Source organism: Bradyrhizobium sp. LB14.3 (assembly GCF_040547985.1).
Classification (GTDB): domain Bacteria; phylum Pseudomonadota; class Alphaproteobacteria; order Rhizobiales; family Xanthobacteraceae; genus Bradyrhizobium.
Map to the genome: position 1 here is coordinate 142688 of NZ_JBEPQT010000016.1, position 14805 is coordinate 157492.

Consider the following 14805-nt stretch of genomic DNA (forward strand, 5'->3'; position numbering starts at 1 on the left):
GATGAGTTCGAGCTGCGACTACAACGACGCTGCGCTCCCTCCCCCGCTCGCGGGGGAGGATTGGGGAGAGGGTGTCTCCGCGAGCGATAACCTCCTAGAGGAGAGAACCCTCACCCGCATCGCATCTGTCGATGCGATGCGACCTCCCCCGCAAGCGGGGGAGGTGAAACCAACCCGCAGCGGAATACCGCGCTTGTGGCGTGTGGGATTGCTGTCCGGGCTGGCGCTGGCGGCAGCGCCTGCGCATGCGTTCATCGCCTATGTCTCGAACGAGAAGAGCAACACGGTGTCGGTGATCGACACCGACAGCTGGACGGTCACCAAGACCATCAAGGTCGGCCAGCGCCCGCGCGGCATCGACTTCACGCGCGACGGCAAGTTCGTGATGGTCGCGGTCGGCGACGACGACACCATCCAGATGATCGACGCGAAGACGCAAGCCGTGGTGGACAGCCTGCCCTCCGGACCCGACCCCGAATTGTTCGCCCAGGATGCCGCCGGCAAGATCCTCTATGTCGCCAACGAGAACGACAACACGGTGACCGTGATCGACCTCGAGAAGCGCGCGCGCCTTGGCGACATCCAGGTTGGCGTCGAGCCCGAGGGCATGACCATCAGCCCGGACGGCAAGACGCTGATCAACACGTCCGAGACGACCAACATGGCGCATTTCATCGACACCTCGTCGCGCCAGATCGTCGCCAACGTTCTGGTCGACGCGCGGCCGCGCTTTGCCGAATTCAAGCACGACGCTTCCGAATTGTGGGTGTCCTCGGAGATCGGCGGCACCGTGTCGATCATCGACCCCGGAAAGCACGAGGTGACCGGCAAGGTCAATTTCGAGATCCCGGGGTTGAGGAAGGAGGCCATCCAGCCCGTCGGCATCGGCATGACCAAGGACGACAAGACCGCCTTCATCGCGCTCGGTCCCGCCAACCGCGTCGCCGTGGTCGATACCGCCACGCGCAAGGTGACGAAATATCTGCTGGTCGGACAGCGGGTCTGGCACATGGCGTTCACGCCGGACGAGAAATATCTGCTCACCACCAACGGCGTGTCGAACGACGTCTCCGTCATCGACGTCGCCGCGCAAAAGGTGATCAAGACCATTCAGGTGGGCGAACTGCCCTGGGGCATCACGATCGCGCCATGACCAGCCCTGCTCCCATCGCCGAACAACGCGAGGTGCCGAAGCCCAAGCCCGCTGCGGTGCCGGCGCTGTCGATCGACGGCGTCAGCCACGCCTATGGCCCGCGCCGGGCGCTGATGGACGTGTCGTTCAACGTGCAGCCGGCGAGCTTCACCGCGCTGCTTGGCCTCAACGGCGCAGGCAAGAGCACGCTGTTCTCGCTGATCACGCGGCTGTTCGGCATCCAGACCGGCCGCGTCGGAATTTTCGGCCATGACGTCAGCAAAAGTCCCGGCGAGGCGCTGCGGTTGCTCGGCGTCGTGTTCCAGCCGCGCACGCTCGATCTCGATCTGTCGCTGACGCAGAACCTGCTCTATCACGCCGCGCTGCACGGCATCAGCCGCCGCGAGGCCGCAGTGCGCAGCGCCGAGTTGCTCGGCCGCATCGGGCTGACCGAGCGCGCCGGCAGCAAGGTGCGCGATCTCTCGGGCGGGCAGATGCGGCGGCTGGAGATCGCACGCGCGCTGCTGCACCGTCCGCGCCTGCTATTGCTGGACGAGCCGACCGTCGGCCTCGACGTCAAGGCGCGCGCAGACATCATTAGCCATGTGCGTCAGCTCGTGACCGAGCAAGGCATCGGCGTGCTCTGGGCCACGCATCTGTTCGACGAGATCATGGCCGGCGACGATCTCGTGGTGCTGCACCAGGGCAAGGTGCTGGCGCAGGGACCAATGAGTCGTGTCGTTGCGGAAGCCGGCGCGCAGGACGTCAACACCGCCTTCATGCGCCTGACCGGCGCGCAGACCCTGCCGGGCAGCGGCGCATGAGCAGCATCACGACACGCGACACGCCGCGCGGCTTCTCAGCCGCCGAGTATATGACTTGCCTCACCGGCATCGTCTGGCGCGAGGGCCTGCGCTTCCTGCATCAGCGCGAGCGTTTCGTCTCGGCGCTGGTACGGCCGCTGGTCTGGCTGTTCATCTTCGCCGCCGGATTCCGCCAGGTGCTCGGCATCTCCATCATCCCTCCGTACGAGACTTACATCCTCTATGAGGTCTTTATCGCGCCCGGGCTGATGGCGATGATCCAGCTCTTCAACGGCATGCAGTCCTCGCTCTCGATGGTCTATGACCGCGAGATGGGCAACATGCGCACGCTGCTGGTAAGCCCCTTGCCGCGCGGGTTCCTCTTGTTCTGCAAGCTGCTCGCGGGCACCGCGGTGTCGCTGCTCCAGGTCTATGCGTTCCTGCTGATCGCCTGGTTCTGGGACATCACACCTCCCCCGATCGGCTATCTCACCGTACTACCGGCGCTGATCCTGTCCGGACTGATGCTGGGCTCGCTCGGCATGCTGATCTCGTCCGGCATCAAGCAGCTTGAAAGCTTTGCCGGCGTCATGAACTTCGTGATCTTCCCGATGTTCTTTGCCTCCTCGGCGCTCTACCCGCTCTGGCGCGTGCAGGAGGGCAGTCCCTATCTCTATTATTTCTGCGAGGCCAATCCGTTCACCCATGCGGTCGAGTTGATCCGGTTTGCGCTGTACGGACAGATCAACTGGGTCTCGCTGGCGGTGGTCGCGACCTGCACAATCGTCTTCATGATCGGGGCGATTTATGCCTATGATCCCTCGCGCGGGCTGGCGCGACGGGGCCCTGTGGGAGGCGAAGGATGAAGGTTCGGGTTCTGGCCATGGCCGCTCTGATGCTCGCAGTCGCGAGCACGGCGGCACGCGCGGCCGATCCGCGCTATCCCGACTGGCCCTGCACGCAGGCAAAAGTGCCGGAAATTTCGCTCGCCGCCGTGTGGGCTGGTCCTTCGCTCGATGACGTGCAGAACAAGTGGAAGGACGACGCCAGGGTCAGCGCGCTGGTCTTGAAACTGGCGGCCCGCAAGACGCCGCTGGACGAGGCCGAGAAGTCGGTGAAGGAGTTCTTGGCGGGCTCCGCGGCCGACAAGACCGCGAATGCAAAACTTCTGTTCGCCGGCCTGTTCGACACGCTCAACGCCCAGCGCTCGCAGGTCATGGGCGGGCTGGAACGCGTCAGCCGCAAGCAGCGCGAGGCCGCCGACAAGATTCGCGAGGAGTCGATCCAGCTCCAGGCGCTCCAGAGCGCAACGCCGCGCGACGAGGCCAAGGTCGATGCGCTCAGCAACGAGCTGATCTGGAAGACTCGCATTTTCGAGGACCGCCACAAAGTAGTGCGGTTCGTCTGCGAGGTTCCCACCACGATCGATCAGCGCCTGTTTGCGCTGGGACGCGTCATTCAGCAGGAAATGGAATAGCGTCACCCCACTGACAGCTTTGCAAGTTCCGGCGATCTCAACGCTATCGTTAACCTTTGCCGCGCTATCTGCCGGAACTAAATCGATCCAGGATGGCTTGTCGAAGAGAGTCCAAGACGTCGGGAGGCCTTGATGGGAACCACGAAATTCATCCTCGCAGGCGCTGCGGCCATCAGCATGCTTGCAAGCAGCGCATTCGCTGACGACATGACCGGAATGGTCACGCGGATAGATCGGCTCAACAGCACGATTTCGATCCAGCAGATGCAGAAAGGCACGGTCGGCGGCAGCGCAGGCGGCGCCGGCGCGCTCCAGGAGTACAAGGCCAAGGACGCCGCGATGCTGGATGCCGTGCACGCCGGCGACAGGGTGAGCTACTCTGCAACCGTCAATAACGGCACGGGCACGCTGACCAAGCTGCAGAAGCAGTAGGGGAAACTCTCTGTCCCATTGCCGCCATCCTTCGAGACGCCCGCCTTCGGCGGGCGCCTCACAGGATCTGATTTCGCTGCGGGATATAGACCCTCGTGGTGCGGAGACCGCGAAGCGGTCGTCTCGAACCACGAGGCCACCGATGACAGAGCTCGCTCAATTCTTTATTGCTCCGGCCGCAGCTCCGGCTGTGCCTCGTCGGTTGGGAGTTTGGCGCGCTCCCAGCCGTCGGTGCCTTCGGGATACCAGGCGACGTTGGAGTAGCCATACGCGAGCGCGCGCTTGGCGGCGTTCCAGGACATCCAGCAGTCGGCCAGGCAATAGATCACCAGCAGCGCGGCCTTGTCGCCGCGCGACGCACGCGCGAGCCCGCGCCGAAAATAATCGTCCATGGCCGGCGGCAGCGCACCATAGCCAGTATCGGGCAGCCAGATGCTGCCCGGAATGTTTTTGCGCGGCGCCTCGCGCCAGACGGTACCCGCGGGAAGGTTCTTCGGCTTCGGCGCGCGCGGCAGCACGTCGATGAACACGCCGCTCTTCGCGTGCCAGATCGCCTCGGCTTCCGAAGTCGACAGCACGCGCGCGCCGCCGAGCGTCGCCGGCACAGGCGCGCGGTAATTGTCGGCGCGATAACCCTCGGGCTCGAACGGCTCCTGCTGCTGCGCGACTACCGGCGCCACCAGAATGGCGGCGACCAGCGCAGCGGCAATCTGCCGCCTCATGGCGTCTTGGCCGTCTCCGCGCCGAGCGGCCGGTCGCTCTCGTCCAGCAGCGGCACGCCGAAGTCGAGCAGGATCTTGTTGATCTCGCCCTGGTTCTCCTGGATCAGCTTGTTGAGTTGCCGCTTCCAGTTCTGGTCGGCGGCACGCACGCCCATACCGATGCGATAGGCCAGTTTTGGTCCGGTGGTTTCCTTTACCAGCGGCGTGACATGAAGCGAGCCCGCCTGCTTCGCGTAAAAACCCGCCATGGGTCCCCACAGCACGCCGGCGTCAATCTTGCCTGCCGCGAGATCATTGATCATTGCCTGCGCCGAATTATCGTAGCGCGTGTCGATCATCAGCGGATAGGGCTTTGCATCGCCCATCAGTCCCGCGATGGCCATGTTGGTCGCAGGCGGCGTTCCGGCGACGATGCCGACATGCTTGCCCTTCAGCCTGGTATCCTCGAGCGTGTCGACCTCCTCAAGCCCACTGCCGGCTTTCGCGACCAGCGCGTAGGACGTGCGATAATAGGGATTGGTGCCCTGCACGAGGTCATCGCCTTGGGGGAAGCCCATGATGACGTCGCAGCGATGCGAGCCGAGCGTCATGCGCACGAAGCCGGTAGCCTGTGGAAAAAAGACATAGTCGAGCTTCTTCTGGAGCTTCTCTGCAAACAACTCGGCAAGCTTGTTCTCGAACCCCTCGCCCTTTTCATTCGAGAACGGCAGATTGCGCGGGTCGGCACAGACGCGCAGCACCTTGGGATCGACCAGCTCGAAGGAGAGGTCGCCGGCGTCGTTGGTCTGCGCGACGGCGACGTCGCCGAACGCGCAAGACGCAACCAGGATACTCAGTGAAACCAACCAGCGACGATGTCGTCCGGCCTCCGTCATCGCACTTCCTCCTAGGATTGTTTGAATGCTAGCCATGCAACGCATGACGCACCATTTCTGCCAGACTTTGTGCTGGCTTTTCTTTGTTGCAGTGCAACTGCGCAACCCTTTGAACTGAGGCGGAAAAGTGTCTCGCATCGCTTTCGTGATTGCAGCCTCGTCCCTGCTGGTGACGGCGACACTAGCATGCGCAGGAGCGGCCGAATTGCCTGTAAGCGAAGTCGCGCCGGGAATCTTCGTACACTCCGGGACCATCGCCCTGATGACCCGCGAGAACGAGGGCGACATCGCCAATGTCGGCTTCATCGTCGGCGCGGATGCGGTCGCCGTCATCGATACCGGTGGTAGCCTTCGCGAGGGCGAGGCGCTGCTGGCTGCGGTGCGGGCCCGCACCAGCAAGCCGATCCGCTACGTCATCAACACCCACGGCCATCCCGATCATGTCTTCGGCAATGCAGCCTTCGTCGCCGGGGACACGCGCTTCGTCGGCCATAGCCGGCTGCCGCAGGCGTTGGCGACGCGCGGGCCGTATTATCTCGACAATTTCAGACGCATCATGGGCGACGAATTGATCTCTCCCGTGAAGCTCGTGCCGCCCACAATACTTGTCACGGACACCCTGACGCTCGATCTCGGCTCGCGCCACCTGATCTTGCGGGCCTGGCCGGCCGGACACAGCGACACTGATCTCACCGTGTTCGATGAGACGAGCAAGACACTTTTCGCCGGCGATCTCGTCTTCCTCCGCCATATTCCGGTGATGGACGGCAGCATTCGCGGCTGGCTCGGCATCCTCGGGGAACTCGAGAGCATTCCGGCGCTGCGCGTCGTTCCGGGTCACGGACCCGTGAGTGAATGGCCTGCAGCCCTGATCGATGAACGGCGTTATCTCACGGCCCTGCTGGCGGACGTCCGGGCGTCGAACAAGAAGGGCGAGCCGATCCGAACCGCCGCAGACAAGGCGGCCGCCTCGGAGCGGTCGCAATGGCAGTTATTCGACGACTACAACGCTCGCAACGCAACCGCAGCATTTTCGGAAATTGAATGGGAGTAGCGGACGCGCTACGCTAGGCCCGACAACTGCTTCTGCTTCGTCAGCGCGGGACCATGACCATGATGGGATGCACACGCCGCCTGCCCCTGATCGCCCTGCTCCTCGGCATGGCATTCGCCGTGCCGGTGCAGGCTGAAGAAGCTTACGATCCCTGGCCGGGCCTCGTGCAGGACATCTTCAGCAACCGTCCGATGCACGACGGCGGCGATGTCATTGGCATCGATATGCCGTATCGCGCCGAGGATGCGGCGATCGTGCCGGTGACCCTGCGCAGCAAGCTTTCGCCGGGCGATGCCCGCCGCATCCGTTCGATCACGCTGGTGATCGACCGCAATCCGGCGCCGATGGCGGCGAAGTTCGAGCTCGGCCCCGATGCCAACGTCACCGAAATCTCGACGCGGGTACGCATCAACAACTACACCGACGTCCATGCGGTTGCCGAGCTCAGCGACGGCCAGCTCTATGTCTCCAAAGTCTATGTGAAGGCCTCGGGCGGCTGCTCTGCCCCGGCGGGGAAGAATGCCGAGGAAGCCCAGAACCGGCTCGGCCAGATGCGCTACCGGCAATTCGCGCGGCAAGAGACCCCCGCGAGCCGCATGCGCGAGGCGCAGATCATGATCGGCCATCCCAACAATTCCGGCCTGCAGATGGACCAGGTCACGCAGCTCTATATTCCCGCCTTCTTCGTCAATCAGCTCAAGTTGACGCAAGACGACAGCCCCGTGCTCTCGATGGAAGGCGGCATCTCGATCTCGGAAGATCCCAATCTGCGGTTCACGTATGTGTCCAACGGCGCCAAGCGTTTACGCGCGGAGGCCAAGGATACGGATGGACACGTGTTCCGCAACGAGTGGGATGTGGAGAAGCCGGGGACGTGAGCCCCTCACCCGTCATGTCCGGGGACAAGCCCGGACATGACGACTACGGGATGCACGCCGCCAAGGGGTTAAAAACACCTCACCTCGGCTTCGGCCTGCGCGCGCCTCAGATCGTTCACAGCCGAGTTCGCCTGCTCCGAGGTGCGGAACTGGACGCCGAGATTGCCGCGGACCTGGGACATGCTGAGCGCGGTTTCCGCGGTCACGTAGCGCTCATAGGATACGATCGAGGCCACCACGTCGATCGAGCAGGAACATTGCTCGATCGCCTGCCGGCTCTCGCCATTGGCCTTCATGCAGCCATAGACGTACTCCGCGCGCGCCGCCGTCGGATAATCATTCGCCTCCTCGGCGCGCACTGCGAGCGCGGTCGCAGCCCACACCGCCAATGCGGCGACAATCGGTCGTAGCTGTCCGGCCAGATTCATGCGCGTCCTCCCGCTGGTTGCGACGAAAGCTATGCTATGCGTATTGTCCTGAAAAGCACTCTGTCAGAGGAAACGGCTCACAAGGTGATGAGAGCACTTGGTTTGATAAGAGCACTTGGTCGACCATTGGCGCTCGCGGTGACGCTGGCGCTGACACTCGCCGGACCCGGCCGCGCCGCGGATACCATCCGCCTTGCGGTGCAGAAGACCGGAACATTCTCCTGGGAGCTGGCCGCGATCCGCGCCGGTGGTCTCGACAAGGAGGCCGACCTGTCGCTCGACGTCACCGAGCTTGCGAGCCCCGAGGCCGGCAAGATCGCGCTGCGCGCCGGCAATGCCGACATCATCCTGTCCGACTGGCTGTGGGTGTCGCGCGAGCGCGCGCTCGGCGCCAAGCTCACCTTCTATCCCTATTCCAGCGCGCTGGGCGCGGTGATGGTGCCGGCTTCCTCGCCGATCAAGTCGCTCGCCGATTTGAAGGGCCGCAAGCTCGCCGTCGGCGGCGGCCCGATCGACAAGAGCTGGCTCTTGCTCCAGGCCCGGTTGAAACAGGACGGCATCGACCTGAAGTCGGAGGCGACCATCGTCTATGGTGCCCCGCCCCTGATCGCCGCCAAGACGCTCGACGGCGAGATGGATGCGAGCCTCAACTTCTGGAATTTCTCCGCCCAACTGGAGGCCAAGGGTTTTAGGCGCCTCACCGGCATCGAGGACATTTTGCCGAAGCTGGGCGCCAAGGGCGCGGTCTCCGCCGTCGGCTATGTCTTCGACGAAAGCTGGGCGGCGAGCCATCGCGAAGCCGTGGCGCGCTTCATTGCGATGACGCGCAAGGCCAAGCAGTTGCTGGTGACCTCGGATGCCGCCTGGGACAAGATCGCGCCGCTCACCGGCACGAGCGATGCTATCCTGCTGAAGACCTATCGCGAGCGATATCGCGACGGCATTCCGCGCCGGAGCATCGATGACGAAGAAAAGGACGCGCGCGTGCTCTACCGCGTGCTCGCCGAGACGGGCGGCCGCGACCTAGTCGGCCCGGCCGCTGAACTCGAGCCGGGCACGTTCTATCACGCAGTTCCCGGAGACTGAGGTGCTGCGTCTTCTGTCGTTTGCCCTGTTGCTCGCGATCTGGTGGATCGCCGCGCTGTTCGTCGGCGCCGCGAAGCTGCCCTCCCCGCCCGCCGTGCTCGACGTCGTCGTCGCGGAAGCTTCGAGCGGCGCCCTGTTCCTGCATCTCGGCGCCACGCTCGCTCGCGTCAGCCTCGCCTTTGTGCTGGCGATGTCACTCGGCAGCGCCATCGGCTATCTGATGGGACGGGTGAAGCTTGCCGACCGGCTCGGCGATCCCTGGCTGATCCTGCTCCTGAACCTGCCCGCGCTGGTCGTGATCGTGCTGGCCTATATCTGGGCCGGGCTCACTGAAGCCGCAGCGATCGCGGCGATCGCCATCAACAAGTTGCCGACCGCCATCGTCACCCTGCGCGAGGGTGCGCGCGCGCTCGACCGCTCGCTCGACGAGATGGCGAGCGTTTTCGCGATGCCGCGCTGGCGCGCGTTCCGCCACGTCGTGCTGCCGCAACTGGCGCCCTATATCGCAGCCTCAGCCCGCTCCGGATTGTCGCTGGTCTGGAAGATCGTGCTGGTCGCCGAACTGTTGGGGCGGCCAAACGGCGTCGGCTTTGAAATCGGCGTCGCCTTCCAATTGTTCGACACGCCGCGGCTGCTGGCCTATTCGCTGACCTTCGCCGCCGTCGTGCTCGTAATCGAGACCGCGCTGGTGCAACCGTTTGAAGCCCGCGCAACCCGGTGGCGACCCCGTGCGGCTTGAGGTCGAGATCACAGGCAAGACGTTCAGGAGTGCCGCGGGCGGAACGCAGGGCGTGCTCGCGCCGGTCAGCTTCGCGCTTCAATCCGGCGAGGTCGGCGTGCTGATCGGTCCGTCCGGCTGCGGGAAGAGCACGATGCTGCGCATCATCCTCGGGCTCGACCGCGATTTCGGGGGGCACATCTCGCGTCCGCCGGAAGCGCGGATCGGGATGGTGTTTCAGGAGCCGCGGCTGTTGCCGTGGCGCTCTGTCGAGCAGAATGTGCGGCTTGCGGCCCCCGATGTCACCGATGCGAAGCTCGCCGAGCTGTTTAGAATCCTGGAGCTGGACGCGCATCGCAGCCACTTTCCCGGCGAGCTATCGCTCGGCCTCGCCCGGCGCGTCGCGCTCGCCCGCGCCTTTGCCGTCGAGCCCGATCTGCTCGTGCTCGACGAGCCGCTCGCCTCGCTCGACGACGCACTCGCCGGCCGGTTGCGCGACGAGATCGCCACGCTGGTGGCGCGCCGTCCGGTGATGACGTTGCTCGTCACACACAGCCTGGATGACGCGATCCGCCTCGGCGATCGCCTGTTCTTGCTGTCGCCGCGGCCGGCGCGCATCGTGCGAGAGGTGCCGATTGCCATCCCACGTGCGCAGCGCAGCGAGGCCGAGCTCGGCAGGATCAGGGCCGAGCTCGCGGCGCTGCAGCTTGAATCGAAATGAGAACTCATGGTCAACTGGACCAACGAAATCTTCGCGGGAGGTTCACCATGCGGCGTCAATTGATTGCGATCGGCATCCTGTTGGTTGCGATGCCGGGCGCGGCGCTCGCGCAGGCCAAGGGCAAGGGCATCCGACTCTGGAATCTGACGACGGAGACGATCTCCGGCTTCCAGCTCTCGCCGGCCGGCAAGACCGAGTGGGGACCGAACCAGTGCTTGAACGACAAGGACAAGGAGGTCGACCACGACGAGCGGCTGCGCATCACCGGTATCGAGCCCGGCCGCTACGACGCCAAGGTCAGCTATCCCAGTGCACGGCAGTGCATCGTCCGCGACATCGAGATCAAGTCGGATGCGGTGTTCTCGATCGCCGACAAGGATCTGAAGGACTGCAACAAGTAACGTGGCTGCGTTACTGGCGTTTTCCCCTCATCGTGAGGAGCGCGAAGCGCGTCTCGAACCATGCAGGGCCGCCTGTCCGCCTGTCCCTTGTGGCCATCCTTCGAGACGCTTGCTTCGCAAGCTCCTCAGGATGAGGACCTAAGCCAATCTCGACCAGTAAGGCAGCGCAACGCTTCACGCCTTGTCGTGCGGGTGCGGATATTCGCAGCGCCATCGCACCGCCTGCCACTTCGGATGGTCGCCGATCCATTGCGCGATATAGGGCGGCGCGGCCATCGCGCACTGCGTCGGCGAGCCGGCGTAGTTGAATACCAGATGCTGCTCCTCGCAGGTCGCAGGCGAGAGCAACGCACATACAGTCACTACCAGGTCGATCGGGTTCATGCCGGGATCCTCGCAGAGGCGATCAAGATTAGCACAAAAGGTTACGTTCCGAGGAGCGGGAAGTTTCAATCCGGCCGTGAGAGAGGCCGCGGGGAACTCGCCTTCCTAGAAGTTAACCCCAAACACCAGCCTCGCCTGGTGGCGCTCGAAATTGACGAGGTCGAGATTGGCACCTGATCCGGCCGGACGGCCCCAGGCCTGCATGCTCCAGCTCACGGTCAGGCGCGAGCGCTCGGAAAGCTGGAAATAAGCGGTCGGACCGACGAACAGGGCTTGGCCGGCAAGCTCGCCGAGGCCGATGCCTTCGTACTGCCGGAAGTAGCGCATCTCGCCGCCGAGCAGCACATTGGGCCGCACACGCACCATGCCGGCGAAGGCCGCGCCGATGGTCGAGCTCTTTTCGGACAGTCCCGCCACCTCGAAGCGCGCCCATTCCGGTTGATAGATCAGATTGAGCGCGCCGATGGCGAAGTTCGGGATCAGTTCGCGATCGAAGGCGAGTGTGAAATCGGTGCCGTACATCCGGCCTTTTGCGCCAGAGGTCTCATCGATGCGGTCACCATGAAGCTCGGCGGCAACCGTTAAGCCGAACGGCGCGTGCTCGCGGTCGAGCAGGCGATAACGCAGGTCGAGCGAGGCGCCCTGAAAATTGAACTGGCGGCGATCATCGATATCGGGGACGCCGGTGATGTCGTGCAAGCTAGCGATGCCGCCGACCTCGATGCGGAAGTTCGGCAGCGGCACGATCTCGATCTCGACTTCCTGCGAGAGGGCGCGATAGGTCCCTCCGCCTTTGCCGAATCGCCCCGTCGTTTCGGTCTGGAATTCGCGCTCGCCGGGATTGCCGACATCGGTGCCGATCAAAAAGCCGAAGATGTGCTCGGTATCGAAGCCCTCTTCGGCGCTGACGCACGCCGGTACGAGCGCGACTGTGCAGGCGGCTATGGTCCAGAATGTATGGGCTCTCGCGCGCATCCCTGACACTACCACGGCTTCGACGGCGTTTGCCATCGAAGCCGCGACAGGTCGTCAGTCTTACTTGCGCAAAGCGCAGGCGTACATGTTGATTTCCATGCCGACCGGCACTTCCACAATCTTCGGAGCTTTCCAGGCCATTCGGGGGTCTCCCAAGGGATGAGCGCGACATCGCGCGGGGCAAAACCTAGGGCTGCGTCAGCGACAGCGCAAGTCCGGAATCAGACGACGAATACCGCGAACTGTCGCATCGCGCTCGCGAATTTCCCTCTCGGGCAAAACGCCTTCGCTCCCAGGCAAGCGCGGCTTCTCTCAGCGCAACAATCGCAGCAACGCGCGGCCGGCGCGCGAGTTCAGCTCCTTCGCATCCAGCGTTCCATCCTTGTCGGGATTTGCCGCGTTGAAACGCTGCTCCACCACCGAGAGATATTCGTCGAGCGTGAGGGTCCCGTCACGATCGGGATCGGCGGCGGCGAGTTCTTTCGCCGTTAACCGTCCGCGCAATTCGCGGGCGTCGAGGGTGCCGTCGTGATCGGGATCGAGCTTGGCGAACAATGCGGCCGCCGCCTTCTTCACCTCGGCAAGATCGAGCGTACCGTCATTGTCGGTATCGAACATTTTTACGGCGCCGCCGGATGCCGACTAGGCCGGACTGGACAGCAGTGCAATCGTGAGCGCAAGCGCAACAGAGCGACGCGATATCATCAAAATCTCCCTGACCGAGAGCTCCGATTGGGAGCCGGATCGTAATGACATAAGTCCACAAGCGAGCTTCCGTTCAAGCCCCGAATTGCAACATGCGCACTGCACACCCGCAGAACCCGACGGCCCGGGCGCGGCGGCCCCGCATGGGCTCTGCTTCGTGCCGCGGAATTTCTTCAGCGCCTGCGCACAAGTTGAGAGTCGTTTGTAAGGTTTCCGTCAGGTGACCGGCGTCTGGCATCCAACATATCGGCAGCGCGCCTTCGACTTTCGTATTGACGCGTTTTGCATTCGGGCGGAGTGTTGCTGTCGCAGCGTCAACAGGCGCGCATATTGGGAGGAACGGATGAAACGCTTTGCGATGGCCGCGAGCCTCGTCATGCTTGCATCGACTTGTGCAAATGCACAAACCAGCGAGCAGCTGGTCAAGGGCGCGACCGATACATCGAACGTTCTCAACTACGGGATGGGCTACAATCTCCAGCGCTTTTCGACGCTGAAGCAGATCAACAAGGACAGCGTCAAGAACCTTGTCCCGGTCTGGAACTACTCCTTCAACGACGATCGCAGCGAGGAATCGCAGCCGCTGGTGTATCAGGGCGTGATCTACGTGACCTCCCACAACGCGACCATGGCGGTCGACGCCAAGACCGGCAAGCAGATCTGGAAGAGCAAGATCGAGTATCCCGCCGAGACGCCGCGCATCGTCTGCTGCGGCATCATCAATCGCGGCGCCGCGCTCTACGACGGCAAGGTATTCCGCACCACGCTCGACGCCAACGTGATCGCGCTCGACGCCAAGGACGGCAAGGAATTGTGGCGGCAGAAGGCGGCCGACATCAAGGAAGGCTATTCGATGACGGTCGCGCCGCTGGTCGCCGACGGCGTCGTGATCACCGGCATCTCCGGCGCCGAGTTCGGCACCCGCGGCTTCATCGACGGCTGGGATCCGGCGACGGGCAAGCACCTGTGGCGTACCCATTCGATCCCCTCCCCCGACGAGCCCGGCGGTGACACCTGGAAGGGCGATACCTGGAAGCTCGGCGGTGGCTCGACCTGGATCACGGGCTCCTACGATCCCGAGCTGAACACGGTGTATTGGGGCATCGGCAATCCCGGACCGTTCAATTCGGCGGTGCGCCCCGGCGATAACCTCTACACCTGCTCCGTGCTCGCGATGGACCCCAAGACCGGCAAGATCAAGTGGCACTACCAGTTCTCGCCGAACAATCCGTTCGACTATGACAGCGTGGCCGAGATGGTCCTCGCCGACATCAACGTCGAGGGCAAGCCGACCAAGGTGTTGATGGACGCCAACCGCAACGGCTTCTTCTACGTGCTCGACCGCACCAACGGAAAGCTGCTCGCGGCCAATCCTTACGTGAAGGTCAACTGGGCGACCGGAATCGACATGAAGACCGGCAAGCCGATGGAGACCGACGTCACGACAGGTGCTCGGGAAGGCAAGAAGGTGACAGTCTATCCGTCGATCCTCGGCGGCAAGAACTGGGAACCGATGTCGTTCAATCCGCAGACCGGATTGGCCTACGCCAACACGCTCGCCTTCGGTGGCCGGTACAAGACCGAACCCGTCACCTTCAAGCAGGGTGAATGGTATCTCGGCATGGACCTCACCGATCTCTGGGAGTGGGGTGACGGCCCGCGCGGTCATCTGAAGGCGATCGATCCGATGACCGGCAAGGCGAAGTGGGAGGCGCCGAGCGACATCCCGCGCTTCTCGGGCGTGCTGTCGACCGCGGGCGGCGTCGTGTTCTCGGGCGCGCTGACCGGCGAGTTCGAGGCCTTCGACGCCGACACCGGCAAGAAGCTCTGGCAGTTCCAGACCGGCTCCGGCATCGAGGGACAACCGGTGACGTGGCAGCAGGATGGCGTGCAGTATGTCGCCGTCACCAGCGGCTATGGCGGTGTCTACTCGCTGTTCTCCGGCGACGAGCGGCTTGCCAAGGTGCCACCCGGCGGCTCGCTATGGGTCTTTGCGGTCAAGCAGTAACCACGG

19 protein-coding genes are annotated in these 14805 nt (G+C 63.8%); 12 read left to right on the plus strand and 7 right to left on the minus strand.

Features of this window, described 5'->3' with window-relative positions; all coding sequences use genetic code 11:
* The first annotated feature begins 136 nt into the window (after nt 1-136).
* From ABIB00_RS26060 to ABIB00_RS26080, 5 genes are all read left to right on the plus strand, one after another.
* Nucleotides 137-1153: a YVTN family beta-propeller repeat protein gene (locus tag ABIB00_RS26060; protein WP_502916526.1), complete on the plus strand. Its 1017-nt coding sequence runs from the start codon at nt 137-139 to the stop codon at nt 1151-1153.
* Nucleotides 1150-1956, plus strand: coding sequence for a lanthanide ABC transporter ATP-binding protein PedB/LutE (locus tag ABIB00_RS26065; RefSeq protein ID WP_354106337.1), 807 nt, complete (start codon nt 1150-1152; stop codon nt 1954-1956). The genes ABIB00_RS26060 and ABIB00_RS26065 overlap by 4 nt, the downstream gene beginning before the upstream one ends.
* Complete coding sequence (locus ABIB00_RS26070; protein WP_354106338.1) at nt 1953-2801, plus strand: lanthanide ABC transporter permease protein PedC; 849 nt, start codon at nt 1953-1955, stop codon at nt 2799-2801. The genes ABIB00_RS26065 and ABIB00_RS26070 overlap by 4 nt, the downstream gene beginning before the upstream one ends.
* Nucleotides 2798-3412: a BAR domain-containing protein gene (locus ABIB00_RS26075; RefSeq protein ID WP_354106339.1), complete on the plus strand. Its 615-nt coding sequence runs from the start codon at nt 2798-2800 to the stop codon at nt 3410-3412. The genes ABIB00_RS26070 and ABIB00_RS26075 overlap by 4 nt, the downstream gene beginning before the upstream one ends.
* Nucleotides 3413-3544: 132 nt before the next feature.
* Nucleotides 3545-3844: a copper-binding protein gene (locus tag ABIB00_RS26080; protein ID WP_247349566.1), complete on the plus strand. Its 300-nt coding sequence runs from the start codon at nt 3545-3547 to the stop codon at nt 3842-3844.
* A 164-nt stretch (nt 3845-4008) separates the two neighbouring features.
* On the opposite strand, the gene ABIB00_RS26085 is transcribed toward ABIB00_RS26080, so the two are convergent.
* Together ABIB00_RS26085 and ABIB00_RS26090 are read right to left on the minus strand one after the other, a co-directional pair.
* Nucleotides 4009-4566: a PQQ-dependent catabolism-associated CXXCW motif protein gene (locus tag ABIB00_RS26085; RefSeq protein ID WP_354106340.1), complete on the minus strand. Its 558-nt coding sequence runs from the start codon at nt 4564-4566 to the stop codon at nt 4009-4011.
* Nucleotides 4563-5441, minus strand: coding sequence for a substrate-binding domain-containing protein (locus ABIB00_RS26090; RefSeq protein ID WP_354106341.1), 879 nt, complete (start codon nt 5439-5441; stop codon nt 4563-4565). Before ABIB00_RS26090 ends, ABIB00_RS26085 begins: the two co-directional genes overlap by 4 nt.
* Nucleotides 5442-5568: 127 nt before the next feature.
* Between ABIB00_RS26090 and ABIB00_RS26095 the strand changes: the two genes are divergently transcribed.
* Nucleotides 5569-6495, plus strand: a complete 927-nt coding sequence (locus ABIB00_RS26095) for a quinoprotein relay system zinc metallohydrolase 2 (protein WP_354106342.1) — start codon at nt 5569-5571, stop codon at nt 6493-6495.
* 59 nt (nt 6496-6554) lie between these two features.
* Nucleotides 6555-7373: a quinoprotein dehydrogenase-associated SoxYZ-like carrier gene (locus ABIB00_RS26100; protein WP_354106343.1), complete on the plus strand. Its 819-nt coding sequence runs from the start codon at nt 6555-6557 to the stop codon at nt 7371-7373.
* A 68-nt stretch (nt 7374-7441) separates the two neighbouring features.
* Here the strand turns inward: ABIB00_RS26100 and ABIB00_RS26105 are convergent, their stop codons facing one another.
* A complete protein-coding gene (locus ABIB00_RS26105; protein WP_247443906.1) occupies nt 7442-7801 on the minus strand; it encodes a hypothetical protein in 360 nt (119 codons plus the stop codon).
* Nucleotides 7802-7888: 87 nt separating this feature from the next.
* Here ABIB00_RS26105 and ABIB00_RS26110 point away from each other — a divergent pair, with 87 nt between their 5' ends.
* From ABIB00_RS26110 to ABIB00_RS26125, 4 genes are read left to right on the plus strand one after another with little or no spacing between them, the layout of a single operon-like run.
* Nucleotides 7889-8887: an ABC transporter substrate-binding protein gene (locus tag ABIB00_RS26110; protein ID WP_354106361.1), complete on the plus strand. Its 999-nt coding sequence runs from the start codon at nt 7889-7891 to the stop codon at nt 8885-8887.
* Between the two features lies 1 nt (nt 8888).
* Nucleotides 8889-9626 carry an ABC transporter permease gene (locus ABIB00_RS26115; RefSeq protein ID WP_018460294.1) on the plus strand — a complete coding sequence of 246 codons (738 nt, stop codon included), beginning with the start codon at nt 8889-8891 and terminating at the stop codon, nt 9624-9626.
* Nucleotides 9616-10326 (plus strand): ABC transporter ATP-binding protein, encoded by a 711-nt coding sequence (locus ABIB00_RS26120; protein WP_354106362.1) that lies wholly within the window; start codon nt 9616-9618, stop codon nt 10324-10326. Before ABIB00_RS26115 ends, ABIB00_RS26120 begins: the two co-directional genes overlap by 11 nt.
* A 47-nt stretch (nt 10327-10373) precedes the next feature.
* Nucleotides 10374-10727 carry a hypothetical protein gene (locus tag ABIB00_RS26125; RefSeq protein WP_354106344.1) on the plus strand — a complete coding sequence of 118 codons (354 nt, stop codon included), beginning with the start codon at nt 10374-10376 and terminating at the stop codon, nt 10725-10727.
* Between the two features lie 174 nt (nt 10728-10901).
* Here the strand turns inward: ABIB00_RS26125 and ABIB00_RS26130 are convergent, their stop codons facing one another.
* The 4 genes from ABIB00_RS26130 to lanM all read right to left on the minus strand — a co-directional run bounded on the left by ABIB00_RS26130 (nt 10902) and on the right by lanM (nt 12704).
* The gene (locus ABIB00_RS26130; protein ID WP_247349578.1) at nt 10902-11111 is read right to left on the minus strand and encodes a hypothetical protein; all 210 of its coding nucleotides are present in this window, start codon (nt 11109-11111) and stop codon (nt 10902-10904) included.
* 105 nt (nt 11112-11216) lie between these two features.
* Nucleotides 11217-12122, minus strand: coding sequence for a DUF6662 family protein (locus ABIB00_RS26135; protein ID WP_354106345.1), 906 nt, complete (start codon nt 12120-12122; stop codon nt 11217-11219).
* Nucleotides 12123-12146: 24 nt separating this feature from the next.
* Nucleotides 12147-12227: a pyrroloquinoline quinone precursor peptide PqqA gene (gene pqqA, locus ABIB00_RS26140; RefSeq protein WP_018460299.1), complete on the minus strand. Its 81-nt coding sequence runs from the start codon at nt 12225-12227 to the stop codon at nt 12147-12149.
* 171 nt (nt 12228-12398) lie between these two features.
* On the minus strand, nt 12399-12704 hold the full coding sequence (lanM, locus tag ABIB00_RS26145; protein ID WP_354106346.1) for a lanmodulin LanM: 306 nt from the start codon (nt 12702-12704) through the stop codon (nt 12399-12401).
* 430 nt (nt 12705-13134) lie between these two features.
* Between lanM and ABIB00_RS26150 the strand changes: the two genes are divergently transcribed.
* The gene (locus ABIB00_RS26150; RefSeq protein ID WP_354045268.1) at nt 13135-14799 is read left to right on the plus strand and encodes a methanol/ethanol family PQQ-dependent dehydrogenase; all 1665 of its coding nucleotides are present in this window, start codon (nt 13135-13137) and stop codon (nt 14797-14799) included.
* Nucleotides 14800-14805 lie beyond the last annotated feature (6 nt).